Genomic DNA, 24,996 nt, shown 5'->3' with positions numbered 1-24,996 from the left:
TCCCTTTAAATGATCAGTCCTTAATGTCTTCTTTGCTGATTCCCTTTGAGAACGCTCTTTTCATGAGGTCAACCGACCAGTCGCCGAATATATACAGCGAGACAACGCCGCCGACAAGCGTGACCACATTCTTCACAAGGTGATCGATTACGGCGATTATGGTCGCGACCGCCGCCGGCGTTCCCGAGATTGCCAGTGTCAGTGCAACCGCAATCTCGTAAGTTCCTATACCTCCGGGCGTCACCGGCACCGCCTTTACGAGATTACCTATGACAATTGCCAGAACAATTATGATAAACGGAATCTGCGCATTGAACATGAGCGCGATTACATAGCAGATAAGGGAATCCATGAGCCATATGACGGCGGTTGTGGAGGACAGCACGAAAAGCGCGGATATACTCGAGTAAGCCTTCTTAATCTCGGCGATAAGATTGAGACCGAAGGCAATGAATCTGTTGCTGCTGTGAATGTCTTTGAGTGCGAAGATTACAAGAACGAAGACAAACGAGATTGCGAGCGTGAAACCGATGACGGTCGAGAACCATTCCGGCACATTGAGGATGAACGGCATGGTGACGGCTCCGAGAAGAGCGACTATCACGATATCAAAGAAGCGCTCCGCAACAATGGATGAAAGCCCGTTGGAGTAGGTTGCATCGGATTCATGCTTTATGATGAACAGTCTGAGCAGATCACCGAGCCTTGCGGGAATTATCATGTTCGCAGTCTGTGAGATAAAGATACAGGCAATCGATTTGAAGAGAGTTATCCCGACGCTGAGTTTCTCGAGGATATATTTATACCTCAGTCCCCTCAGAATCCACGAGAAGAAACAGATAAGCACCGCAATTATGAGATATGCCGGAACGGCGTGATCTATGGCAACAAAGAGATCGTCGCGGATACTGTAAAGCATATAGGCAATGATTGCGACGGCAATTATTGTGGGAATTACGAATGCACCTATTTTTTTAAGATTCATTTATTCTCCGATATTCACAGTCTTCTCAGTAATCTCAAGAATCTCGGTATTCCAAGTATTTTCCGATATTCTCACTGCTCTAAAATATTATCGCTTATCGTAAATATGAATTAATATATGGCTTACAGAGAATTTCATCTTTTTGCATGATCTCCCCGCAGATCTTCCGGCAGGGCTGTCTTTTTGCACATGCTCACGGGCAACAATATTCCGCAGCCATCTTTCGATTCTATCTTCCGATTATGTCTTCCGATTCCATCTTCCGATTCCATCTTCCGCTTCTATATTACGATGCTATCCGATTAAATAAATTTCATTAACATAACTGATCATAATTGTACATGCAGAGGGACGAAACATCCGATATCACTGCATTAAAAATGTCAGACATTCCGATTAAGAGAGTAATTTTCTGTAAAAATATGATAATGGATAAGAAGGTTTTTGAAGTACTGAAGTAATACATTTTTATATCCTGAAACAATTGGAAGACTAGTATTCCATTGGATGGTGTTTTGTTAAATGAGAGTCTTTTTCATAGGATTTGGCCAGGCCGGGGGCAAAATAGTAGATATGTTCATGGAACAGGATAAAAGAGCCCCTGTCCGAAGCTTTAGAGGAATTGCAGTAAACACTGCAAGAACTGACCTGATGGGTCTTAAAAATATAGAGTTGCGTGACCGCATCCTTATTGGACAGACCGTAGTAAAAGGTCACGGTGTAGGCACCGATAACGTAACCGGCGCTAAGATTACCGCAGATGAGATAGACAGCATCATAAATACAATCGATACGAGAGGTACCCACGATATCGATGCATTTGTCGTCTGTGCAGGTCTCGGAGGCGGAACAGGCTCGGGAGGATCCCCCGTACTCTGCCGCCACTTAAAGCGCATATACCGTGAGCCCGTATACGCTCTCGGAATTCTTCCGGCTCCGGAAGAAGGAAGACTTTATTCCTACAATGCGGCAAGAAGTCTGTCCACGCTTGTAAACGAAGCCGATAACACCTTCATCTTCGATAACAGCGCATGGAAGAACGAGGGAGAGAGTGTCAGAACCGCATACGAACGCCTGAACGACGAAATAGTTCGCCGCTTCGGTGTTCTCTTCCGCGCCGGCGAGGTCGGAAAGAGCGGCGTCGGTGAGATGGTCGTAGATTCCAGTGAGATCATCAACACCCTGCGCGGCGGCGGTGTGACCTCGGTCGGTTACGCAATCAGCGAGAAAGTAACCAAGAGCGTTCAGCAGAAGAAGGGATTCCTCGGAGGATTCTCGGTCAAGAAGAAGGAGGCAACCGAGGAGGTGCTCACCGGCGAAGACAAGTCCGCAAAAGTCATAGGGCTTGTCAGACGTGCAATGCTCGGAAGACTTACGCTCCCGTGCGACTATACGACCGCTGAGCGTGCCCTTGTCCTTATCGCAGGTCCTCCCGACGAGATGGACAGAAAGGGTGTCGAGAAATCGAAGTCCTGGGTTGAGGAGAACATCGCCGGCGTAGAAGTACGTGGTGGAGATTATCCGACAGAGAGTTCAAAGATTGCGGCAGTTGTGGTTCTGGCTACAATCGGCGACGCACCGCGTATCAGAGAACTTCTCGAGATCGCAAAAGAGACAAAAGAAGACGTTATCAAATCCAAAGAACGCCGTGTGACGATGTTTGATAACGGCGAGATTGATCCGCTGTTCGAGTGAGTAGCATGAAAAAATCCATATTATTTTTAATACTGGCAATCTTTGCACTCTGCCTCGTCCAGTCGGTCGCGGCAGCAAACATTCAAGAGCCTATTACAAAACTGACACCTGATCAGACATCGTACACCCCCGGAGACAGGGTGACGATTACGGCAGAAGTGCCCTTTGCCACAACAGGCGGCTCAACATTCCCGGGACAGCATTCTGTCAGGGCATATACCGATCTTGACAACCCCGAATGGGTCTACACGGTCAAGATAAACGGTCACGGTCAGGAACAGACCGTAAGCAGACAGGTGCTTACAATCAGTGGTTATATGCTCGATTATCCGTCACAAAATACCATCGCACTGAGTATAGTTTTGACAGGTACGATTCCTTCAATGCCTACAAGCGGTGAGAAAGCAATCTTCAGTATTGAACAGATAGATGCAAACGGAAACACCATATCGGGAAGTCATTACGAAGTGGATGTAATGGTCGTAATTCCGGAGGATATCGACAAATTACGTGCCATTGTCGAGTCGGATTTAAGCACGTTCGAGACCGAAATTACCGACAAATTAAAGACCGGTGTTGATGTATCTCAGGCACAGGCAAAATACGATGCCGCAAGAGAAAAATGGATTCAGTCGGCAACGGCATCATATGCGACCGCAAAGGTGCTTCTGGACGATGCACAGAAGATAATTACGGAAGGAAAAACACAGCTCGAGAAATCCTGGGCACAGAAATCCATAGACGAGACGACTGCGGCATTGGAAAAGACCGCTTACTATATCACGGACTTCAAGGTCAACCGCAGCATGACCAATGATGCAAGGGTCCTCAACATCGAGACAAAGGTTGAATCCGCTCAGTCATCGCTTAACTCCGCAAACGGTCTGATGGCAAACGAAAACTATGCACAGGCATATACGGTTGCCGAGACTGCACATGCAAAAGCCTCGGAAGCACTCGCAAGTGCGGAAGAACTCTATGCTGAAGTCAGTAAAGGTATAATACCCGATATGGGCGGCACCGGTATATTTGTCATAATCGGCATTGTGGTTGTCATTGCAATTGCCGGATTCTTCGTATACAGGCGTAAGACATCCTGGGATGAACTTGGATAAAAACAAAGCATAAAGTATTAAAGCATTTAACAAAACAACAAAACACCAATCATTCTTTTACATCACTTTTTTAACGGTTTTTACCGGACACATCCGCTATCAGATCAAATACGTTATCGCATGTATATCAGGACGTAACGACAGTAACGGTTTAACGTTATGTGAATTTAAAAAAAGAGAAAATAAAGAAAAAAGAGATATACCTATTCCGAGATCTTTGTCAGATACTCATTCATTGCCGCCGCCGCTTTCTTTGCAGTACCCATTGCTTCTATGACCGTAGCGGCGCCGGTTGCGATATCTCCGCCTGCAAAGACATGAAGTATCGAGGTCATACCTGCGGCATTAACGAATACGGTTCCGTGTCTGCCTCTCTCAAGATCGGGCATGAGGGAGAGGAGAAGCGGATTGGGACTCTGACCGATTGCTTCTATGACAACATCGGCATCAAGCATAAAGGTCGCATCCGGACCGCTCATCGGAACGGGAACCGGTCTGCCGCTCTCGTCAAGTTTGCCCATATCCATCTTAACGCACTCGATTCCGGAGACCGCGACTTCGCCGAGGATCTTCGTCGGGTTTGCGCAGCACATGAACTCCACACCTTCTTCGACCGCGTTCTTTATCTCATCCAGACGTGCGGGAAGATCTTCCATGCGGCGTCTGTAGACCAGTTTAACCTCGGCACCCATCCTTCTTGCAACGCGGGATGCGTCCATGGCTACGTTGCCGCCGCCGACCACAACAACCTTCTTTCCTTTTATGACGGGCGTGTCATAATCGGGGAATTTGTCGGCATGCATGAGATTGACGCGGGTCAGAAACTCGTTTGCCGAGTAAACGCCGTTAAGTCCTTCGCCCTCTATGTTCATGAAAGACGGCAGCCCCGCGCCCATGCCCAGGAAGACCGCATCATAGGCAAGAAGTTCATCGACAGGGACACTTCTGCCTACTATGTGATTCAGCTTCAGATCAACGCCGAGCTTTAAGACCTGATCAATCTCCTCGCGCACGATATCCTTGGGAAGTCTGAACGAGGGGATGCCGTAGGTCAGAACGCCGCCGGGCGCATGGAGCGACTCAAAGAGCGTGACGCTGTGACCGTAGCGTGCAAGCTCGGCAGCGGCGGTAAGCCCCGCGGGTCCCGAACCCACAACTGCCACACGCTTTCCCGTGGGTTTTCCTACTTCGGGTGTGACAATACCCTGCTCTCTCTCCCAATCGGCAACAAAGCGTTCTAGTGCGCCTATCCTTACCGGTCTCTCCTTCTTTCCGAGGACACATCTGCCCTGGCACTGCGTCTCCTGCGGGCAGACTCTTCCGCAGATTGCGGGGAGCATATTGTCGGCTTTCAGAATCTTCGCGGCCTCGGCGTAGTTCTTCTTTACAACCTCGGCGATAAAGCCCGGGATATTTATGTTTACGGGGCAGCCCTCGATACATTTCGGGCGGACGCATTCCATACAGCGCGAGGCTTCCAGAACGGCGTTGTTCTCGCTCAGACCGGTATCGACCTCAAGGAAATCATGAATTCTCTCTGCGGCATCGCGTTTTCCGGACATCAGTTCTCAACTCCGTTACCTGTTTTACCGTTATTTCCGTTATTTCCGTTTTTTCCTATGTTTCCGCTATTTGCTTTGCTCAAACCGCATGTGCAGACATGCCCGTGACCGTCGGCGTGTCCGTCGGCATGACCGTTTATTCCGTCCTGACGGTGCGGATCGGCCGCATAAAGCTCGGCGGACTCCTTTTCCATTGCGGGATAGATTCTCTGCCTGTTCATGAGTTCATTCCAGTCGACGAGATGCGCGTCGAATTCCGGTCCGTCCACGCAGGCAAACTTCATCTTTCCGTCTACCGTGACCCTGCACGAACCGCACATTCCCGTGCCGTCGACCATAATCGGATTGAGGTTTACGATTGTCTTGATTCCGGTCGAAAGCGTTGCCATGGATGTTATCTTCATCATGATTGCGGGTCCGATTATCCAGACGGCATCTATCCTGTCGGTCTCGATTCTCTTCTTGAGAATATCCGCGGGGAATCCGTGGTATCCGCGGCTGCCGTCATCCGTACAGATTACAAGTTCATCGCATTCCTTCTCCAGTTCATCGGAGAGAAGGAGGAGTTTCTCGTTTCTTGCGCCTATGATTCCCGTTACGTGATTTCCTGCCGCTTTAAGAGCTTTTGCAAGTATCGGAAGACAGGCAATACCGACGCCGCCGCCTATGAGAACGCAGTTACCGATCTTTGACGTGTCACTCGGGTTGCCGAGCGGACCTGCGACGTCCTTTATGCAATCGCCGGCTTTCATCGCCGCAAGCTGTTTCGTTGTCTTGCCGACTGCCATGAAGACTATTCTTACCGAGTCGCCTCTGACCGCCGAGATTGTAAGCGGAATTCTCTCCCCGCTGTCGTCGAGTCTTATTATCAGGAACTGTCCCGCTTTGCCGTGTCCTGCAACCTGCGGAGCATTTATCCAGAATTCATGGATGTTGTCGGCTATCTGAGTCGCCTTTTCTATTTCGTATACCAATTTGAGTCACTCCTTTTCAGACCGAAAGATGGGACAACCGACACGGGATCTCACGTGCTCACGCGTGTTGCCCGCGGGTTGTGCTCTTTGCCGTCAGTCCGAGAGATGAGATTGAATTGCGTGTATTATTTTGTTATTACAACTTCTTTACTTTACGCACGCGGACAGCTACCCCGCGCCTTGACGAGAGCATCTCATCGGCACCCATCATCGCCTTTCCGGTTGCCAGTGCGTTTTCGCCGACTACAAGAACCTCGTCGCCTTCGCGGATATCGCGGTCGCAGTCCGAGACACCTGGCGCGAGGATGTCACCCTGCGGGACGAAATTATCTATGTAAACACGATATCCCGATTCAATCAGTTCCCAGCCATCAAAGGTCGGTCTGAAACAGCCTGTCTCGGTGTCCACGGAGAATAACTGCCGGTTACCCATGAGAACCTTCTCGCGCAGGAATTTGCCCTTAAGTCTGAGTTTGGAGGAGTCAAAATTCTCATGAGTTGCGCCGAACTGGTAGGAGACGGTGCCGCCGATGATATCCGGCGATACCTTTCTGTATCCCTGCAGGGCATCCTGAAGTTTCTTCAGGGACTCCGCGGACGTGAGGCGCTCCGAGGCGGTTACCTCATAACCGATACCCGCGCGTTTGAGAGCCGCCTCCGCAATCCCGAGAGAATCGCCGTCAAGGTGGACAAAGACCTTTTCGTAGCGGTTCTTTTCGAAGTAGCGCGCTATCGCGTCCGTGATAAACGCTCTCTCCTCGCCGTCCCAGTATCCCGTTACGGGGACGTCGTAATGACCCGCGGGATAGATGCGCTCCAATTCGCGCGGGACTATTCCCAGCGGCGACGTAATGATTATCTCATGGGCACGGTTCTGAATCGCGGACTGGAACTTGATATGGCTCTGCGACTGCGAATACGGTTTCTTCGCCGAACAGGGAATCAGAACGGCAACATCGGTTCTCGACGGGACAAAGCGTTCTATGACGCGGTTTACGAAACGCTTCACTTCGGGGCGCTTCATCGACTCGCCCGTATTGGCATAGAGGCGCGTCGGTCTTACAATCGGAGTGCGCTTCTCGGAAAATTCGTAATTTTCATCGAAGAGGCGCATTATCGAGACCTGTGCCGCGGTGTTTCTGCACCTGCGCTCGAGAAGTTCTCTGACGTGTCCCGTGCGTATGAAGTATTTGACGGTCTCTATCTCGTTATCGAGCATATTGCGGTTGTGCTCTTTGAGATCGCCTTTTTTACAGCCGCTGCAGCTGCATATGCCTCTGCCGAATGCCTCCTCCGCCGGGAACTCGCCGTCCTGCGTGCAGAAGATGTTCTGAACGGATTTGAGGTCTACGGCGCGGTAATCGAAGAGATCGAATCCCGAGCATATCAGGGTGCAGACATTCGAAGGCAGTGCGGATGCCGGCGCATACATGCAGGTGTCCGCCGGAACCCCGCTCTTTATCTTAATGACGGCATCGGCATAATAGCGCGGGTTGTCAAGAACGGTCTGCCAGTTGGCTATGACCAGCATACTGCCGGACTCCGCGACATTGCCGGAATTCGGCGTCTTGAATACGGCGTCTTTGTATTCCGGCATGTATCGCGCGGTAAACTTTTCGGATGCAAAGAGCGGGACGGATGTGAACCTGTGACGCTCATCCGAGATATCGGGAAAGAGTTTATCGACATCGATGGCTATCGGTGTCTGATAACGGATCTGATCGGTCTGCTCTTCCTGCGCGGATTCGCACCTTACTCTGCTTCCCACTCCGCTCAGGATACCTATTCTTGCAATGCCGTCGCGCTTAACCGCTTCAAACATAGCTGAACCTCGCGGCGACCACGGCAAGTTCCTTTGTCAGCAGTTCTCTCAGACCTTCGGCGCAGCTGATGTAAAAGACGGAATCGGGATTTGCCTCTATCAGATTTACGATACCGCGGCAGCCTGCCTTTATCATGTCGTCATCCCAGACATCGGGAATCTCGCTCTGACCTATGGGGAAGGTCTCGCCGAGTTCGGCAAGATAGGGTCCGAACGGCGGCTTGAACAGGAAGACGCTTTCATAATCGGAATCTCCGCGCACTTTGCCGTCGAAGGTGATGAGCGCGGTCTTTCCGCAGGGAAGGCGCTTTGTCATATCGTGATAGCGGATTACCTCGGTTCGCAGGCAGCTTTCACTGCCGCGATAGAAGAAACGCCGCTTTGTAAGGCTGTCGGACTTCTCGAGTTCGGCATTGTATCTGAGAAGTTCGCGGTATCCCTCAAGAAGCCGCGGGTGGTTTCTGCATCTCTCGTCCACGAGTTCCCAGAGGGTGCCGTCCAGAATCGCCTGACGAATCCTCGAAATCTCGGCGAGCGTGACATAGAGGTTGTGATATGCAAGAAGTCTCGTTCTCTCGGATTCGGGCAGTTTCTTGAGTTCTTCGGCGGTATGCGTGCGGCAGACCTCGCAGGCGCAGGGAAGTTCGTTGAGTTCGGCAAGTTTATAACTGCCCTGCGGCGTCATGTAGCGGTCTTCACGCGCATAGAGTGCATATGCGGCGGAATCAAAGACATCGCAGCCCATGGCGACGGCAAGCGCGAACATGGACGGGTGACCGGCGCCGAAGAGGTGGATACAGGATGACGGGGAGAGTTCGGACTTTGCCGCCATCACGACATCGACAAGATCCCTGTAACGGTAGCTCTCCATAAGGGGAACGACCGCACCTATCGGGCAGAATGCGATATTCAACTCTTTGACCTCGCGCCCCGCTCTCTTCCTCAGGTCGGTGTGGATGCCGCCCTGAACGGGCGCGCATAGGTGACCGTCGTCGATTATCGTGAGCGCTTCCTTAAGGCGCTCCATCGTGGTATTGAGTTCGGCTTCGGCTTCGTCATGAGTCTTGTCGGGACCTGTGGCTATGTCCATCGGCACTATTATTTCGCTGCCTATTGCACGCTGGAACTTTACGGTCTCGACATTGGTAAAGTCAATGTCGCCGTAGACGGCGTGCTGAAACGCGCCGGAATCAGTCATGATGACTCCGTCGAAGTTGAGGACTTTGTGAAGTCCCTCGGTCAGTGCACGCTCTCTGAATTCCTCGCTCTTACTGAAGATATAAGCGTTTGTTATCAGCGCTTCCACGCCGAGTTTTGCCAGCTCCTCCGGTTTAATAAGCTGTATGTGCGGGTTGATGACCGGCAGAAGAAGCGGCGTTCTTACGGTTTTGTCGCCGACTTTCAGCTTTCCGAGCCTTCCCATTATGTCTTTGTGTATGACTTCAAAACTAATGCTCATGATTTTTCCCGAATCTTATCCAGATATTTCTCACAGACGAGATATGTTTGAATATGCTTGAATATGTTGGAATATGTGTGAATATTATTGGCGCTATTGATTCTTTATCCTGACTGAATTATTGTCTCTCGCTGAAGATCTGCCCTTCGAACGTGTAGAGAGCCGTATCGTCCCTTTTCCACGCATCTCTGTCGGTTCCCGCCTTTATGCAGGTATGCATGAGGAATTCTTCGGCATCCCATCCGTATTCGGTTGCGACCTGCGGAAGCAGAAGTCCCGACATGCCGCGGTCTTTGATTATCAGACCGTGTCGACCGACCTCTATATTCTTCGGGCGTTCCGCGGCACTGCAGGTAAGCAGCTCGGGCGGCGTGAGGATTGTCACCTCAAATTCTATTGCGGCAAGCTCGTCTTCGCGGACGGGCATAAAACGCGGGTCTCTTACGGCGGCGGATACGGCGGCGTCATGCAAAGCCTCGCCGAGCGGCAATACGGGATAGGGATAGCCTATGCAGCCGCGAAGTTCTCCGTCCTCGGTCAATGTCACGAATACTCCGCGCTTTTCGTTGAATATTTCGTAATCGGATATGTCCGGCGGCGCTGCTTTCTCCGTGTTAACGGTCTTTGCGACTTTGTCGTATACCGCGAATTTTGCGGCAGCGAGCGCAATCTTTCCTTCTTCGTCGGTAAGTAATCTCATTACATAAATATAGTGCGCAGTTTAAATAATAAGATTGAGAGGGAGAGAGCGGCTTACGGCGGCATCGATTTGCCGCTGAGGAAAGTCCCCACACCGACCGGTTACGCAGCCGCATTAACTTTGCGGGTGGCGAGAGTCACGGCTCTGACACAGAAACGATACGGTTCGGGAGCGAGCTTGTGATGCAGAGTATGCTGAAGCGTTTGCAGCTCACGAAAAACGATGGAACGGTGAATCCCTGCGGGTGCAAGTCAAACAGAGACATTAAGAACATTTCCGGGTTTGTCTCGGGTATGGCGCGTCAGCTGAATGCCGCAAAAAACAGAATGGGGCTTACTACTCCCACTCATTGATTAAAATTCATTTATTGCTTTGCAATACTGTTTTGCACTATTTCTTCCGATTTGCAATAATTACTTTGCACCACTTACTTTCACTGCTTACTTTACACTTATTGCATTCACTGCTTACTTTGTTATCATGCCTATAAGGTCATGTTTCGTGATAACGCCGGCGACCTTTCCTTTTTCGGCAATAAGGACCGCATGGTGCGAATGCAGAAGGTGGATTACGGTCTCGATGGGCGTTGACGGCGGAATTGTTGGGAATGCGTCCTCCATGAAGTCGGATACGTTATGCGCGTGCATCTTCTGAATACGTCCCTCATCGAGCGCGTTTACTATCGCGGATTCGGATATGCACCCGATTGCAACGCCGCCTTCGATGACGGGCAGCTGTGAGATGCCGTTCTTCTCCATGATGGCAACGGTTGCCGTTAGGGTCTCGTCCGCGGAGACGCTGATTACCGGCGAATGCATCATGTCGCGTGCCGTTATTACCGAGATCTCCTCCTGATTGAGCACGTCGATGATCTTCTTAAGGGTGCTCACCCGCGGATCCACGGTTCCCGATTCGATTCTGGCTATCATCGACTGACTCAGACCGGATTTTTCGGCAATATCCGCCTGCGTCAGCTTAAGCTCGCATCTTTTGTCTCTTATCTCTTCCGGTGTAGGAACCTGCATATATAATATTACGTGCAGTAATTATTATTAAGTATACTATTCGAATCGGCAAAATGCGGCAAAAAATGGGAATGATTTATGATTTCGGGAAAAAGGTGTCCCATGAAGGATATGATTCAAAGGATATGAATAATTGGATACAATAAAATGAATATCAGAGGCACGATTTTAAAATAATATTAAAAAATAGGTTTTTCAGATCTTAGATACGAGATCCCTCAGAACTTCCTTGGGAAACTTCGCTTTTACGACACCGGATGCCAGAAGAACGCCGTCGGCGCCGAGCTCGAGGGCTCTTTTTACGCAGTCGCCGGTGCTGATACCCGCGCCCGCAAGGACTCTCACGTCTTTATTTACGTTCTTTACCGCATTCACGGAGTTTTCTATGATGGCGGGGTCGGCGGTTGCTACCGAGATGCCGCTGCCGATTAACTCCGGCGGCTCGATTGCCACAAAGTCGGGTGCGAAGGTTGCCGCCGCCGCACTCGTGGAGATGTCGTTTGTGCAGACAACGGTCTGAAGGTGCGCACGTTTCGCCGCCGCGACACTGCCGGATACGTCCGCCAGCGTAAGACGCCGCTCGGAATGGTTTATGAGGGTTCCCGTCGCACCTGCGGAACGGACTGCCTCGGCAAGAATATGTCCCGTGTGTGCGCCGGCAGTTATCGCATCGACATGCTGCGCATAGACGGGAATCTCATAATGGTGTGAGATGGGGTGCATATCCATGTAGCCCGGCGCTACTCCGATTAAAACACCGCTCTCTTCCGAGACTTCTTCGGCAGCGCCCGCAATATTATGCGCATATCCGCCGTAGCCCTCGGTATATGTCTTGAAATTGATGATTATCTTTGGAAATTCATCCGGCATATGATGTACTCCTTATCCGATTTTTACGTCCCTAAGGTTTACGTCTTCACTTTGTCTTCTTTATCTTCATGACGTCGCCGAGAGTCGGGGTGATGCTTCCCGATTTATCCGCCTTTTCCGTCGTCTCCATCGCGTCTATGAGGCTTATCTCAAGGAAAGTCTCGATCTTTTTGCGGACGGCATCTTCGGGAATCAGACCGGTCTCAATCTTCTTGATAAGACCTTCCTTCTCTTTAAGCTCAAGAGCCAGATCCTTCTGTGAGAGTCCTTTTGCCACACGTGCGGCACGTATCCTCTCGCCGAAATCCTCGACAAGCTCGCCTTCCATCATATCGTAGACATCGCGCGTACGCTTCTTCGGAGCCGCCTGTACGGTTCTGCCTGCGGGAACCGTCCTGATTTTGCCTGCGGGCTGATTTCTCAGCTCACTTCCCGGGGTTTCAACGGGTACTCCAAGCTTGGAGCATTTCTGGCAAACGGACATTTTTGTGCCGTCTATAGATACCAGTATCGGCTTTCCGCGGATTACATCTCCGCAAACTTCACATTCTGCCATATTATCGTAAATATCTATTTATTTACCAAAACCTATATAACTATTTGAGAGACCAAAATGTCCGATGCTCACAGAACGACACCCGATTCGCATCCCGATGAGGATATAACCAAATATCTTCTCGAAAGAATCTCGGGTTTGGAAACACGCAATCTGGAATTGCGTGAGGAAATCAGACAGGTCGAATCCGAAAAACGTTTTATCGAGAGTCAAAAAGTAAGATACGAAAGAGAGATCCGAAAACTAAAGAGTGAAGTCGATAAATTGAGAAGTCCTCCGCTCATCATCGGCACCATTACCGATGTTGCCGGCGACAACCGCGTCGTCGTGCAGTCCAGCGCCGGACCTAAATTCATGGTTCGTGCATCGGGATTTATCGAGGCTGCCGATCTGAAACCCGGCGCCAGATGCACACTCAATCAGCAGTCCCTTACTATAGTAGACGTTCTTCCGCAGACCTATGATTCACAGATTTACGGTATGGAAGTTGAAGATATACCCGTTGAGACATACTCCGATATCGGCGGTCTCGACGAGCAGATTACCGAGATAAAGGAGGCGGTCGAGCTTCCGCTTACGAAGCCGGAGTTATTCGAGAAGGTCGGCATCTCGCCGCCGAAAGGAGTGCTTCTCTACGGTCCGCCGGGTACGGGTAAGACCCTGCTTGCAAGAGCCGTGGCTCACGAGACCAATGCCAAGTTCATGAGAGTGGTAGGCTCCGAACTCGTCCAGAAATATATCGGTGAGGGCGCACGCCTCGTGCGTGAGCTCTTCGAGCATGCAAAGAAGGAGGCGCCGTCGATAATCTTCATAGACGAGATTGACGCCATCGGCGCACACAGGAGCGAGAGCCTTACCTCCGGCGACAGAGAGGTTCAGAGAACCCTCATGCAGCTCTTAGCCGATCTCGACGGCTTTAAGGAGAGGGGCGATGTCAAGATAATCGGCGCCACGAACAGGATTGATATACTTGACCCCGCACTTCTCCGCCCGGGAAGGTTCGACAGAATCATCGAGATTCCCGAGCCCGACCGAGACGGCAGAGAGTCGATTCTGAAGATTCATACACGCAGGATGAATCTTTCGGAGGACGTGAATCTCGGCGATGTAGCCAATCTTACCGAGGGTATGAAAGGCGCGGATCTCTCGTCGATATGCACGGAGGCGGGAATGTTCGCAATAAGGGAGGAACGTTCCACGGTCACGTACTCGGATTTCCTCAAGGCAATAGCAAAGGTCGGAGTCGAGCACAGGAACAAGCAGAACCTGAAAGAGATCAACGACGGCGCAATGTTTGCCTGATCTGTCTGAAAACAGCGAAAATAAATTAAAAATATATTTTATTTTTTTTTAATCCGTATCCGACAATTCCGTATCGGATGATCCTGTACCCGATGATTCTCCGTCTTCCGAGACGTTCTCTTCCGATTCCGCATCGAATTCCGCATTGAATTCCGCTTCGGACGGTTTCATCTCATCCGGAATTGCTATAAGACCGTCATTTTCCGCGGCTTTCCACTCGCTTTCGCTGCACCAGACCTCAAGGACGGTATCCATCGCTTCGCAGAACTTCGGATAGTCCTCGATTGACGAATGCGGTGATATCCAGAGTTCGTCGAGAACTTCGCCGTTTTTTATGCCGATTAGTTTCGCATATTCCCATGTCTCCTTCAGTTTGCTGTTGCGGGTGTAGATATCGGTCGAGAAGGCATGCGAGCAGAAGAGGTCGGGCGAGAGTTCGAGAAGAACTTCGGTCATATAGCGCTTTACATACCAGCTTATCTCCGAAATCAGGGAGAGCGAGTTTCCGAGCGTCATATTTTCGATTAAAACGCCATAGTCAAGCCTAACGGGGCGGTAAAACTTCAGTATACCGCGGCTTGTCTCGGACGTATACAGAATTGAATAGAGATCAACTCCGGACTTCTGTATGAGTATCAGATTCATGATCCTGAAAGAATACGGGTGATTTTACGATTAAAGAATATATTCCGCAGGAAAAAATAAGTTTTCGGATGAGATTTTCCTGCAGGCACGTTCCCGACGATACCCTCGGGATCTCAGCCGCGGGATATCAGTAATACATTATGTCTTCGGACTTTACGGTCTTGCCTTCTTTCTTGACTTTTGCGACGGCGTCAAGGAAATCGGACATTTCCACGCTCTCGGCGCTCTTGCGGACGGCAAACATACCCGCCTCGCGGCAGATTGCCTGTATCTCCGCACCCGTGCAGCCTTTGGTCATCCCGAGAACGGTCTCCATGTCGAGATCCGCGGCAAGAGAGAGCTTGCCCGAGTGAATCTTCAGGATCTCGCGGCGCGAGTCGGCGTCGGGGAGCGGAATCTCCAGAATTCTGTCGAATCTGCCGGGGCGCAGGAGGGCATGATCAAGCATGTCGACGCGGTTTGTTGCCGCCATTATCCTTACATTGCCGCGGTTGTCGAAGCCGTCCATCTCGGCAAGAAGCTGCATGAGCGTGCGCTGAACCTCGGCGGAGCCGGATGTGCCGTCCGATGTCCTCATGCTTCCCACGGCGTCGATTTCGTCGATGAAGACAATCGATGGACTCTTCTCGCGTGCAAGGTCGAAGAGTTCCCTTACCATCTGGGCGCCTTCGCCTATGAACTTGTGAACCAGTTCGCTGCCCGACATCCTTATGAACGTCGCTTTTGCCTGATTTGCGACCGCCTTAGCTATAAGGGTCTTTCCCGTGCCCGGGGGTCCGTAGAGCAGGATGCCCTTAGGCGGTTCGACACCTATCTTTGCAAAGACCTCCGGTCTTGTGAGCGGATACTCCACAGCCTCGCGCACCTCCTCAATCTCGTCTTTAAGACCGCCGATCTGAGTGAACGTGACATTCGGCGACTCCTCAAGCTCCATGACGCGCACGCGGGTATCAAAGGTATTGTCCACGGTCTTTACGATTGAGAGCGCATTGTTTACTGCGACCTTCATGCCGGGTTTCAGCGTGCCTGCAACCATGTCCGACGGCAGCGTGATATATTCCTGATTGTTGCCCTGCTGGCGCAGATAGACCTCTCCGTTGGGGAGAATATCGATTATTGCCGCTACAAAAAGGGGCGGGCGCTTGAGCTGGGCGTTCTCCCTGCGCAACTGCGCAACCTCGGATTCCAGCTGCATCTTTTCCCCGTTGAGTCGAATGTTTTCACGGTTGAGATTGTCTATCTTAACGCTGAGCTGCTCGACCTGCGAGAAGATCTCTTCAATGCGGGGATCGTTTTTTAAGTTGGGATTGCCCGCGGGATTCACGGGCGGGGGGCTGTTTGGAATCTCTTCCGAACTATCGTATATGATCTCATCCATGTTACTTTATTATCTAATCTTACACATTTATTAGGTATGTCTTTTACAATTCAGGGCAGAGGTATCTCAAAGGGCGCAGGAACGGGTGCGCTTTTGAAAAGCCGCGAACCTATATCCTTTTTATCGGGAGTGAATCCCGACACGGGAGTGGTCATAGAGAAGGGTCATCCGCTTGAGAACCAATGCATCGCCGGAAAAGTCCTTGCATTCCCTTACGGTAAAGGCTCGACTGTCGGATCGTATATCATGTATGCCTTAAGGCGCAACAATGCGGCGCCGAGTGCCATCATAAACGATACCGCCGAGACCATCATTGCCACGGGAGCCATTATCGGGGATATTCCTCTGGTGGATTCACTGAGTCAGAGCCTTGACGATGTTGCCGACGGCACCGTTGTAACGGTCGATGCCGACTCGGGCACGGTCACGGTCGAATAAACCCGCCGACATAATCATTCATTTTTTTGGAGAAGACTCGAATTGCACTATTTTATTCTTTTAACCGATGAATGCAATCTCTGCTGCGAATACTGCCGCGGAAAGATATTCACGATAGATTCCTGCATTGATCACGAATACGTGTGCAGAGCGGAATCGGAATCAGATTCGGGATGTGATTTGAAATCCGACTCAAAATGTGATCCGGAGTCTGATCCGGATTGCGAATCCTGCACTGTTAACACCGTTAACATAGACGAGAACCTGCCCTGCGATTTTGAGCCGCCGCTGGAGACGCTCTATAACTTTCTGAGACAGGATGAGGATGCCATTCTTACCTTCTACGGCGGCGAGCCCCTCATACGCGACGACCTTATCCGGAAGATCATGGACAATGCGCCGGTAAAAGAGTACATCATCCAGACAAATGCCGTGCTTCTTGATCGCCTCGAACCCCGGTATGTAAACAGATTCAAATCGATTTTTGCCTCGATAGACGGCGACAGGAAGACGACGGATGCCAACCGCGGCGAAGGCGTCTACGACAAGGTCATCGCAAACCTGAAAAACGCGGTCAAAAACGGATACCGCGGCGAACTTATAGCCAGAATGACGGTCTCCGAGGTCTGCGACATATACGAATCGGTCAGATACCTCTCGGAGAACGACGACTTTTCCTTCGGCGCAATACACTGGCAGATGGACTCTAATTTCTGGGAAGATTTCGAACTCAGACCCGATTATGTCAGATGGGTTACGGAGAACTACAACCCCGGCATTCGCCGTCTGGCGAAATACTGGGTAGACAGGATGGAGTCCGACGGCATTGTCATGATGTGGTATCCCTTTATCGATACCATGCAGGACATGCTTCTCGGGCGCACCCATTCTCCTCTGCGCTGCGGCAGCGGGTTTGAGAACTACAGTATCGTCCAGGACGGACATATAGCACCCTGCCCGTGCATGGCGGGGATGAAGGATTACTACTGCGGCGATATTGCGACTTCAGACCCAAAGAACCTGCGGAAGATAGATATCGGCGGCGAATGCAACGAATGCGATATCCGCGATTTCTGCGGCGGCAGATGCCTCTATTCGAACATCACTATGCCGTGGTCAAAGGAAGGGCGCAGACTTGTATATGAGTCCGTCAAAAATCTCAAGACCGCGATGGAAGTTCAGTTGCCGCGTGTAAAACGCCTTATTGCCGACGGAAAAATAACGGTCGGGCAGTTCGATCACGTCAAATACAACGGCTGCGAGATTATTCCTTGATTTATTCCCTAATTTTATATCCTTGAGTCTCTGAAAACACGGAAGCACCGATAAAAAAATAATTCTTCAAATCGGATTTAAAAACAATGCAGGTCAACTGGCGCTATATCACTGCCTCACGAAATTCATTCGCGGCGCTATATGCCGCGTGCGAAAAGAACGGCATCATACTTGAGCCGGTCGACGAACCCGAGGCGGATGTTACTCTTTACAGCCTCAATTCCATAAACGCGCCGCAGTATATCGACGAGATAAAGAATGCCGACTGCATCACGGTTGTCGGCGGACCTCACCCTTCGGCACTCTACAATGAAGTCCTCGAATACGCGGATTATGCCATAGTCGGCGAAGGCGAGTTCACCCTGCCGCGGCTCCTGAAGGCAATCGAGAAGCAGAGTATCGAGAGGAAGAGCCGCGGTCTGTCGCCGTTTGAGAAGACAGACGGCAAAGCGGTTATACTCGACCCCGAGAATACTCCGAAAGGCGTTGCCACAAGATACGGCTACAAAGAATGCGATACCTGCGTTTATCTGGACGCTTTCGAGCCGTTTACAAAGTTTAAGGGATATATGGAACTCTCGCGCGGCTGCCCGTTCCGCTGCGCATACTGCCAGACTCCGCGGCTGTTCGGCGGCAGAATGCGCCACCGTTCCATAGATTCGCTTGTCAGAGCCTCCAAAGCCTATAACGATCTGCGGTTTCTGACGCCTAATGCTCTCTCGTACGGCTCCAACGGGGTAATGCCGGCTTACGACAAACTCGAAAAACTTCTCACGGCATTCGACAGCTCAAAGAACCTCTACCTAGGCACTTTCCCGAGCGAGTGCCGCCCCGAGTTCATAACGCAGGAGGCGGTCGATCTGATTAAGACCTACTGCTCGAATACGAAGATTCACTTCGGCGCCCAATCGGGAAGCGACAATGTCTTAAAGCGGATACACCGCGGGCACACGACCGGAGACGTGATCAATGCCGCGGAGCTCTGCCGCGACAACGGGATGACACCCGTCGTCGACTATATCCTGGGACTTCCCGGGGAGACCGCGGATGAACAGATGCAGACCGTAGAGCAGATAAAATGGCTGTCACGGTTCGGCAAGGTGCACGCACATTATTTCCTGCCGCTCGCGGGAACGGAACTCTATCTGACAAAACCCGCGGAACTGATACCCGAAGTCAGGAAGACGCTCGGAAAACTCGCGCTGTCGGGGCGCGTTACGGGCGCGTGGGTGGATGCTGAGTTAAGATTTTTACGAAACAAGCACAATCAAATAGATAATGATGAAAATTCTGCTTCTCACTGATCTTCACGGTCAGTACGGCAAACTGGGATCCTTCCTTGAACTGGAACCCGATCTGGCGTTTATTGCCGGCGATCTCACGGATATGGGACCCTGCGAACCCGTTAAAGAATTCCTTGAAGAGTTTAATGTCCCCTGCTTTGCAATCCCGGGCAACTGCGATCCGAAAGAGATAGTGGATACGCTCGAAGATTCGGATGCGATATGCCTTCACGGTGCGTCCATGACCATCGGCAATGTCACGATTACGGGTGTGGGCGGATCGAATCCGACGCCGTTCAAAACACCGTTCGAACTTAAAGAAGAAGAGATTGAGAAGGTTCTTTCCGCCGCGGAAGCACATGCAACCCAAAATGTTCACAATATACTCCTCTGTCATGCGCCGCCTTTCGAGACGCTGGATGTCATCGGCGATAACGTGCATGTGGGAAGCACGACACTGCGCGAGCATATGAAGAAATACTCGCTTGTCTGCTGCGGTCATATACACGAGGCAATCGGGTCAATCGAGGTTGACGGCACAAAAGTAGTCAATCCGGGTCCCGCTTCGCAGGGCTGTTGCGCCCTTATCACACTCGGCGACGAATACAAAGATATCGAAGTGGAACTCCTGAAAGTCTGATTTTAAAAGTCTGATTTTAAAAGTTTGAATTTAATTAACTCAAAATCCTTATTTTTTTAATGATTCTTTTTCAAGGATCATCTCAAGGTACGATACCTGAATATGTTCGCCGGCGATCTCAAGCCTTTTCTTTACGTCCGCGATTGTCCGAAGTGCGCTGTCTTTATCCTCGCTTATGACCTCTATCTCGACGAAACTGCCAAGACCCGCGACTTCGTCAAGGGCAACCGTCGTGCCCGCAAAAGAATACTCGCTCCGCGTCTTGAACACGGCACTGCTCTTCCGAAATCCGAGCCTTAAGAGAATCGATTCCATGGTCTCCGCCGATTCGATGCCGATGTTGAACTCCTCACGCGCTTTTGCATCCGTCTTTGCGCTGCCGTCCCTGATTTTTGCGCCCTTGTAGGTCAGTTCGGTTTTGTCGCCGGTCACACGTATGCGCAGTGCCTCGTCGGTCACGGCGAAGTCACGGTGCGGCGCATTATAGTACGAATCGTTCTGTTTCTGCGTGCCCAGAAAGACGGCGCCCGCACTTTTAAGCCGCTTTTCGACTTCTTCTGTCGAATCAATCTTTATCTTTGCCTCAATCTCAAGCATATCCGTTCACCTTCATCTTACCTCTGCCTCAATTCATAACTCAATCCCGATATATCCGGTCACCTGATCTTAACACAATAGGGCATATCCGTTCACCCGCATCTTACCTCAATACCTTCCTGCCCGTTAAGAAAGATCACATATATAGGTAGATTTAACCAAGTAATATAGACAGGTGTAATTAATGGCTGTTAAAAAAGGCGACTTTATAAAGCTTAACTATACAGGATCGGCAGACGGTATCATCTTTGATACCACAAGCGAAGCAGTGGCAAAAGAGAACGGAACACATGCCGACGGCAAAAAATACGAGCCTATCGTAATCTGCATCGGCGCCGGACAGGTAATCCCCGGACTCGACGAAGCCCTCGAAGGAAACGAGATCGGTAAGGAATACACAATCGATATTCCCGAGGACAAGGCATACGGTCCGCGCGACAATTCACTCTACAAGTCGGTATCGACAAAGGAGTTCAAGGAGAAGCCGACCGTAGGAACACGTGTTTCGGCAGACGGCCGCACAGGTGTTGTCGTTAACATCGTCGGCAAGCGCGCAGTCATCGATTTCAACCACATGCTTGCAGGAAAGGCACTCAACTACAAATACACGATTGAGGGCGTAGTCGAGGACAAGGTCGAGCAGGCAAAGGCAGTATTCAAGCTCTTTATGGCAAAAGACTTCGAGATGGAGCTTAACAACGGCACCCTCACAATCGTGCTGCCGCCCGGAATCACCTACGACCAGCGCTGGATGATGGGTAAGGGCATGGCAACATTCCAGATCTTCGACACAATCGACGGCATCGAAGAGATTGTGATGAAAGAGACCTTCAAGAAGCCGGCAAAAGATGCAGAGACTGCACCTGTTGTAGAAGCATAAAGAAGCATAATACCTACGATATCGTAAACCGATATCAATACTTTTTTGCAGATTTTTTAGTTGTTCCCTTTTCGGATTCGAAGATTGGAACTTAATGAGAACTTCAGAAAACTTCAAGAGGTTCAATAAGACTTCAAGAACAATTAAAGGAATCAAATACCAATTATTTATTCAGGTAATTTGTGCAGATTATTATCCGCTGACGGAAATTACTGCCGCAGGCAACCGCGGTAATCGCGGTAACAGGCAGGCATTAAGGATGATGACGACCGAAAACAGCGAAATTCAAGCGCAGGATGAATAAAATGGGATACCTTTCTTCACTACTGAACAGGAAATACAGGGGCTACGGCGAAGATCGCTATGCGGGTATTCAAAAGGAATACGCCGACTTTCTTATCGCCGAAGACGAGGAGGTCAGAGAGATAAGAACCGTCCTCTTCCCGCTCGATTACTTTGTCAGGTCTGTTCCCGACGAGGTGTATTCTCTGCTGAAATTGTACAAAGCGGAGATTACTCTGATATATGTCACGGACAGCGATATTGCCGGGCAGATTAAGGATACTCTGGGCGAATGTGCCATGAACTCTTTCCTCGAGAACAGGGAGAGTTACGGCAGAGAACTGCTTGATAAGATATCTCATGAACTTTCCGAGAGAGATCTCAAAGCCGCCGCCAGAATGATTACCGGCGACATCAGTCAGACCGTCGAAAATATCGCGAAGGATTACGATCTTATCGCGGTCTCGAAGTCATACGGCGGCGGCAGGTGCCGCGGGAACGAGATGAGCCCTCTGTCTCAGAGACTTGTTCACAATATGAAGACGGCGGCTCTTATTTATTAAATCATAATATCAGGTTTTAGAGGTATTTAGAGGCATAACCGATGATTACAATTGAGACTATGATTGCGGTGGGTATCTTTCTGATAACCTATGCACTGATTATAGACGAAAGAATACACCGTTCCGTTGCGGCGATGGCGGGCGCGGGAGTGCTTGTCTTTGTAGGAATCGTCCCGTGGGACAGCGTGCTTGAGCATATCGATTTCGGCACGATATTCCTCCTCATGGGCATGATGATTATCGTCAATGTCGCAAGTCAGAGCGGTCTTTTCGAGTATCTTGCCATACGAACGGCAAAAGCGGCGCACGGAAGCCCCGTTCGCGTACTGATACTCTTCGCGCTCGTTACCGCGGTTACCAGCGCTTTCCTTGACAATGTGACGACCGTCCTTCTGCTTACGCCCATGCTCCTTTACATTGCAAAGGTGATGAAGGTAAATCCCGTTCCCTATCTTATCGCCGAGATTATGGCATCGAACATCGGCGGCATGGCGACACTCATCGGCGATCCCCCAAACATTATGATCGCATCCGCGGCTAACCTCACATTCAACGAGTTCCTGTTTACAATGGCGCCGATTGCCGCGGTTGACCTTGCCGTAGTTCTGATCATGTTCATTTTGATCTACGGCAAAATCATGAAGGTCGAGCCCTCCGAGCAGGCGAACATCAAAAAGACCATCGATCAGCTCGACGAGAATAATGCCGTCAAGGACAGGAAACTCTTCAATAAGGCGATTGCCACATTAATTATCGTGGTCTGTCTCTTCTTTATCCACAGCAATATCGGAGAGTATCTGCATGTTATCCTGCCGTTTATCGATTCCTCGATGACGCTTGAGCCCGCGGAGGTTGCGCTCATAGGTGCGGGTCTTATCCTTATATGGTCGAGGGTTCAGCCGGATAAGATATTCGAGAAGATTGAGTGGACTGCGCTGTTCTTCTTCGGCGGTCTCTTCGTGCTCGTCGGCGGTCTTATCAATACGGGAGTCATTACCGATATCTCGCTTTTCATTCTGAATTACGTGCACACGACCGGCGAAGCGATGTTCATCATCGCATGGTTCTCGGCTATTGCGTCGGCGATAGTCGATAATATTCCGCTTACCGCCGCGCTTATCCCGCTTATTCAGGATATCGGTGCCGAATCCTCGACAATCAACATCTATCCGCTCTGGTGGGCGCTCTCACTGGGCGCATGTCTCGGCGGTAACGGTACCGCCATAGCGGCGTCCGCTAATGTCGTTGTTCTGGGTATCAGCGACCGCGAAGGTATTAAGATAACTTTCTTTGACTTCCTCAAGATCGGTCTGCTTGTGCTGTTTGTGACGGTCGCAATCGGTCTGGGAATGCTCTACATCATGTTCTGAGGTGATAAAATGAAGATACTTGCATTATCGGACGGCTCCAAGTGGGGTCACAAGGCGGCGATGCACGCCATGTCTCTTGCAAAGAAAGACCGTGCGGGAGATGTCGAGGTTGTGCTCTTCTCCGTGCTGGATAGGGATGAGATTCGTTCATCGGCATTCTACATGTGCAGCAACAGCGGGATGTGTTATGCGATAAGCGATCACGAGAAGAAGATGTATGAGGATCAGAAAGCCTCGATAACCGCGGATTTCGAGGATATTTCCCGTCAGATGTGCTGCGAGGGCGTGAAGTGCTCGTCAAAGACCGTGGACGGCAACAGGCTTCTCGAGACGGAGAAGGAGTTGAAATCCGGCAATTATTCGCTTATTCTTATGGGTGCATACGGTAAACGCTCGAATCATTCGGTAGGCTCGTTCTATGCGGATATTGCAAAGATTACCGATATTCCGATTCTGCTGATTAACTGAAACATACCCCATATCTTTTTTCCTTTTTGCGTGCGCTTTCCCGTTCATACTGCCCCATACTTTCTATGCGCGCCATATTTCCGAGGAGGCACTTTTGCGGTTGCGGGTCTCGCGGATCATGGAATGCGATGCCAAAAAAAGTGCCCGATATTGCTTTAAACTGCCTTTAACCACGAATTTGTTCTGCAATCCGTGCCCATACTTTGCGCTGCCTCACATAATTTCCGTCCGCACAAATAAAATAACTATATATACATCAATGCACAAATATGTTCAATAGAGCACAGCAACAATCAAGCTCTGAATTATGATTAACACCGGAGAATCAAAATGAGATCTAAAGATATCGCAATAGTCGGAATCTGTCTTGCGGCAGGAGCAATACTTCGTTTTGTCGCAAACATGTTTCCGGGAGCAATCGTAGGAAATCCTGTCATCGCGTTGTACTGTCTGGCGCTGATACTTGTAAGACCCGCACTTAAAGAGGCAATAGGCATAGGTCTTGTAGCCGCGGTCGTCTCAATGCTTATCAGTCATTCGATATTCCCGCCGGCAAACCTCATCTCGGAGCCGCTCGGCGCAATTGTATGTGTGATCCTCTTCGCACTGCTTGCCGGAAACAAGGACAAGAGCCGCGAACCCACAAAGCTGGCACCTGTCGCGCCCGCAATCACGACCTTCATCACGACCCTCGTCAGCGGCTTCTCGTTCATCTTCATCTGCATGGCAGTCATGTTCGCATCCGTCATCGCGGTGCCGACCGGAACCATGGCAGGTTTCTTCGCCGCGGTTGCGCCGATTGTCATAATAACGGCGGCATTCAACTGTATAGTAACGCAGATACTTTACATACCGGCAAAGAGAATCACCGCATAAACACCTCATAGGACATAAGAACTCACATAATTAAACCACAGACACCGGAATTCATTGAAGACGAAATAACGGAACCGTAATCATACATCCATCGATACAGACACAAACAATAACCACCAACATTACCACTACCAACATTTTTTTCATTCATTCTTCCTCTTTCACTATCCTTTCATTTTCCAGCAATTTTTCTCATTTCAACACACTTCCCACAGTTGCCTCAATCCATCAATCAC

General features: G+C 50.4%; 25 protein-coding genes and 1 other RNA gene. 14 read left to right on the top strand and 12 right to left on the bottom strand.

Annotated elements, in window-relative coordinates; genetic code table 11:
• Positions 1-13 precede the first annotated feature (13 nt).
• On the bottom strand, positions 14-985 hold the full coding sequence (locus T502_RS06080; protein WP_042706300.1) for a lysylphosphatidylglycerol synthase transmembrane domain-containing protein: 972 nt from the start codon (positions 983-985) through the stop codon (positions 14-16).
• Between the two features lie 522 nt (positions 986-1,507).
• Here T502_RS06080 and T502_RS06075 point away from each other — a divergent pair.
• Together T502_RS06075 and T502_RS06070 are read left to right on the top strand one after the other, a co-directional pair.
• Entirely contained in the window at positions 1,508-2,680 is a 1,173-nt protein-coding gene (locus T502_RS06075; RefSeq protein ID WP_042706299.1) for a tubulin/FtsZ family protein, read from the top strand.
• Between the two features lie 5 nt (positions 2,681-2,685).
• The gene (locus T502_RS06070; RefSeq protein ID WP_042706298.1) at positions 2,686-3,795 is read left to right on the top strand and encodes a hypothetical protein; all 1,110 of its coding nucleotides are present in this window, start codon (positions 2,686-2,688) and stop codon (positions 3,793-3,795) included.
• A 203-nt stretch (positions 3,796-3,998) separates the two neighbouring features.
• On the opposite strand, the gene gltA is transcribed toward T502_RS06070, so the two are convergent.
• The 5 genes from gltA to T502_RS06045 form a co-directional block, all read right to left on the bottom strand.
• A complete protein-coding gene (gene gltA / locus T502_RS06065; RefSeq protein WP_042706297.1) occupies positions 3,999-5,357 on the bottom strand; it encodes an NADPH-dependent glutamate synthase in 1,359 nt (452 codons plus the stop codon).
• A complete protein-coding gene (locus tag T502_RS06060; RefSeq protein ID WP_084173094.1) occupies positions 5,357-6,331 on the bottom strand; it encodes a sulfide/dihydroorotate dehydrogenase-like FAD/NAD-binding protein in 975 nt (324 codons plus the stop codon). Before T502_RS06060 ends, gltA begins: the two co-directional genes overlap by 1 nt.
• A 136-nt stretch (positions 6,332-6,467) precedes the next feature.
• Positions 6,468-8,153: an archaeosine synthase subunit alpha gene (gene arcS / locus T502_RS06055; protein WP_042706296.1), complete on the bottom strand. Its 1,686-nt coding sequence runs from the start codon at positions 8,151-8,153 to the stop codon at positions 6,468-6,470.
• A complete protein-coding gene (gene tgtA, locus T502_RS06050; RefSeq protein ID WP_042706295.1) occupies positions 8,146-9,612 on the bottom strand; it encodes a tRNA guanosine(15) transglycosylase TgtA in 1,467 nt (488 codons plus the stop codon). The genes arcS and tgtA overlap by 8 nt, the downstream gene beginning before the upstream one ends.
• Positions 9,613-9,730: 118 nt before the next feature.
• Positions 9,731-10,312 carry a TIGR00296 family protein gene (locus T502_RS06045; protein ID WP_042706293.1) on the bottom strand — a complete coding sequence of 194 codons (582 nt, stop codon included), beginning with the start codon at positions 10,310-10,312 and terminating at the stop codon, positions 9,731-9,733.
• A 36-nt stretch (positions 10,313-10,348) separates the two neighbouring features.
• Here T502_RS06045 and rnpB point away from each other — a divergent pair.
• An RNA gene (rnpB, locus tag T502_RS08630) (RNase P RNA component) lies at positions 10,349-10,660 on the top strand.
• A gap of 119 nt (positions 10,661-10,779) precedes the next feature.
• On the opposite strand, the gene T502_RS06040 is transcribed toward rnpB, so the two are convergent.
• The 3 genes from T502_RS06040 to T502_RS06030 form a co-directional block, all read right to left on the bottom strand.
• Positions 10,780-11,337, bottom strand: coding sequence for a CBS domain-containing protein (locus T502_RS06040; RefSeq protein ID WP_042706291.1), 558 nt, complete (start codon positions 11,335-11,337; stop codon positions 10,780-10,782).
• A 195-nt stretch (positions 11,338-11,532) separates the two neighbouring features.
• Complete coding sequence (gene tpiA / locus T502_RS06035) at positions 11,533-12,207, bottom strand: triose-phosphate isomerase (protein ID WP_042706289.1); 675 nt, start codon at positions 12,205-12,207, stop codon at positions 11,533-11,535.
• A gap of 46 nt (positions 12,208-12,253) precedes the next feature.
• Complete coding sequence (locus T502_RS06030) at positions 12,254-12,763, bottom strand: multiprotein bridging factor aMBF1 (RefSeq protein ID WP_042706288.1); 510 nt, start codon at positions 12,761-12,763, stop codon at positions 12,254-12,256.
• Between the two features lie 57 nt (positions 12,764-12,820).
• Between T502_RS06030 and T502_RS06025 the strand changes: the two genes are divergently transcribed.
• On the top strand, positions 12,821-14,065 hold the full coding sequence (locus T502_RS06025) for a proteasome-activating nucleotidase (RefSeq protein ID WP_042706287.1): 1,245 nt from the start codon (positions 12,821-12,823) through the stop codon (positions 14,063-14,065).
• Between the two features lie 48 nt (positions 14,066-14,113).
• On the opposite strand, the gene T502_RS06020 is transcribed toward T502_RS06025, so the two are convergent.
• Together T502_RS06020 and T502_RS06015 are read right to left on the bottom strand one after the other, a co-directional pair.
• Entirely contained in the window at positions 14,114-14,710 is a 597-nt protein-coding gene (locus T502_RS06020; protein ID WP_211248148.1) for a DUF5804 family protein, read from the bottom strand.
• Positions 14,711-14,837: 127 nt separating this feature from the next.
• Positions 14,838-16,088 carry a proteasome-activating nucleotidase gene (locus T502_RS06015; RefSeq protein WP_084173092.1) on the bottom strand — a complete coding sequence of 417 codons (1,251 nt, stop codon included), beginning with the start codon at positions 16,086-16,088 and terminating at the stop codon, positions 14,838-14,840.
• 36 nt (positions 16,089-16,124) lie between these two features.
• On the opposite strand from T502_RS06015, the gene T502_RS06010 reads away from it, so the two are divergent.
• The 4 genes from T502_RS06010 (at position 16,125) to T502_RS05995 (ending at position 19,724) form a co-directional block, all read left to right on the top strand.
• Positions 16,125-16,526 (top strand): DUF126 domain-containing protein, encoded by a 402-nt coding sequence (locus T502_RS06010; RefSeq protein WP_042706286.1) that lies wholly within the window; start codon positions 16,125-16,127, stop codon positions 16,524-16,526.
• A gap of 180 nt (positions 16,527-16,706) precedes the next feature.
• Positions 16,707-17,801, top strand: coding sequence for a TIGR04084 family radical SAM/SPASM domain-containing protein (locus tag T502_RS06005; RefSeq protein ID WP_245597773.1), 1,095 nt, complete (start codon positions 16,707-16,709; stop codon positions 17,799-17,801).
• 86 nt (positions 17,802-17,887) lie between these two features.
• The gene (locus tag T502_RS06000) at positions 17,888-19,105 is read left to right on the top strand and encodes a TIGR04013 family B12-binding domain/radical SAM domain-containing protein (protein ID WP_052359210.1); all 1,218 of its coding nucleotides are present in this window, start codon (positions 17,888-17,890) and stop codon (positions 19,103-19,105) included.
• A complete protein-coding gene (locus T502_RS05995; protein WP_042706284.1) occupies positions 19,080-19,724 on the top strand; it encodes a metallophosphoesterase family protein in 645 nt (214 codons plus the stop codon). The genes T502_RS06000 and T502_RS05995 overlap by 26 nt, the downstream gene beginning before the upstream one ends.
• Positions 19,725-19,772: 48 nt before the next feature.
• On the opposite strand, the gene cyaB is transcribed toward T502_RS05995, so the two are convergent.
• The gene (gene cyaB, locus T502_RS05990; protein ID WP_042706283.1) at positions 19,773-20,321 is read right to left on the bottom strand and encodes a class IV adenylate cyclase; all 549 of its coding nucleotides are present in this window, start codon (positions 20,319-20,321) and stop codon (positions 19,773-19,775) included.
• Positions 20,322-20,505: 184 nt separating this feature from the next.
• Here cyaB and T502_RS05985 point away from each other — a divergent pair, with 184 nt between their 5' ends.
• The 6 genes from T502_RS05985 (at position 20,506) to T502_RS05960 (ending at position 24,760) form a co-directional block, all read left to right on the top strand.
• Entirely contained in the window at positions 20,506-21,201 is a 696-nt protein-coding gene (locus T502_RS05985) for an FKBP-type peptidyl-prolyl cis-trans isomerase (RefSeq protein WP_042706282.1), read from the top strand.
• A gap of 94 nt (positions 21,202-21,295) precedes the next feature.
• Positions 21,296-21,505: a hypothetical protein gene (locus T502_RS05980; RefSeq protein WP_042706281.1), complete on the top strand. Its 210-nt coding sequence runs from the start codon at positions 21,296-21,298 to the stop codon at positions 21,503-21,505.
• 1 nt (position 21,506) lies between these two features.
• Positions 21,507-22,046, top strand: a complete 540-nt coding sequence (locus T502_RS05975; protein WP_042706280.1) for a universal stress protein — start codon at positions 21,507-21,509, stop codon at positions 22,044-22,046.
• A 41-nt stretch (positions 22,047-22,087) separates the two neighbouring features.
• Positions 22,088-23,416 (top strand): ArsB/NhaD family transporter, encoded by a 1,329-nt coding sequence (locus tag T502_RS05970; RefSeq protein WP_042706279.1) that lies wholly within the window; start codon positions 22,088-22,090, stop codon positions 23,414-23,416.
• Between the two features lie 9 nt (positions 23,417-23,425).
• Positions 23,426-23,884, top strand: coding sequence for a universal stress protein (locus T502_RS05965; RefSeq protein WP_042706278.1), 459 nt, complete (start codon positions 23,426-23,428; stop codon positions 23,882-23,884).
• Between the two features lie 330 nt (positions 23,885-24,214).
• Positions 24,215-24,760, top strand: coding sequence for a hypothetical protein (locus T502_RS05960; RefSeq protein WP_042706277.1), 546 nt, complete (start codon positions 24,215-24,217; stop codon positions 24,758-24,760).
• Positions 24,761-24,996: the final 236 nt, after the last annotated feature.

The sequence above is a fragment of the Methanomicrobium mobile BP genome, from assembly GCF_000711215.1.
GTDB lineage: Archaea > Halobacteriota > Methanomicrobia > Methanomicrobiales > Methanomicrobiaceae > Methanomicrobium > Methanomicrobium mobile.
The sequence above is the reverse complement of the archived record's forward strand: the minus strand, read 5'-3'. Positions and strand labels throughout refer to the sequence as shown.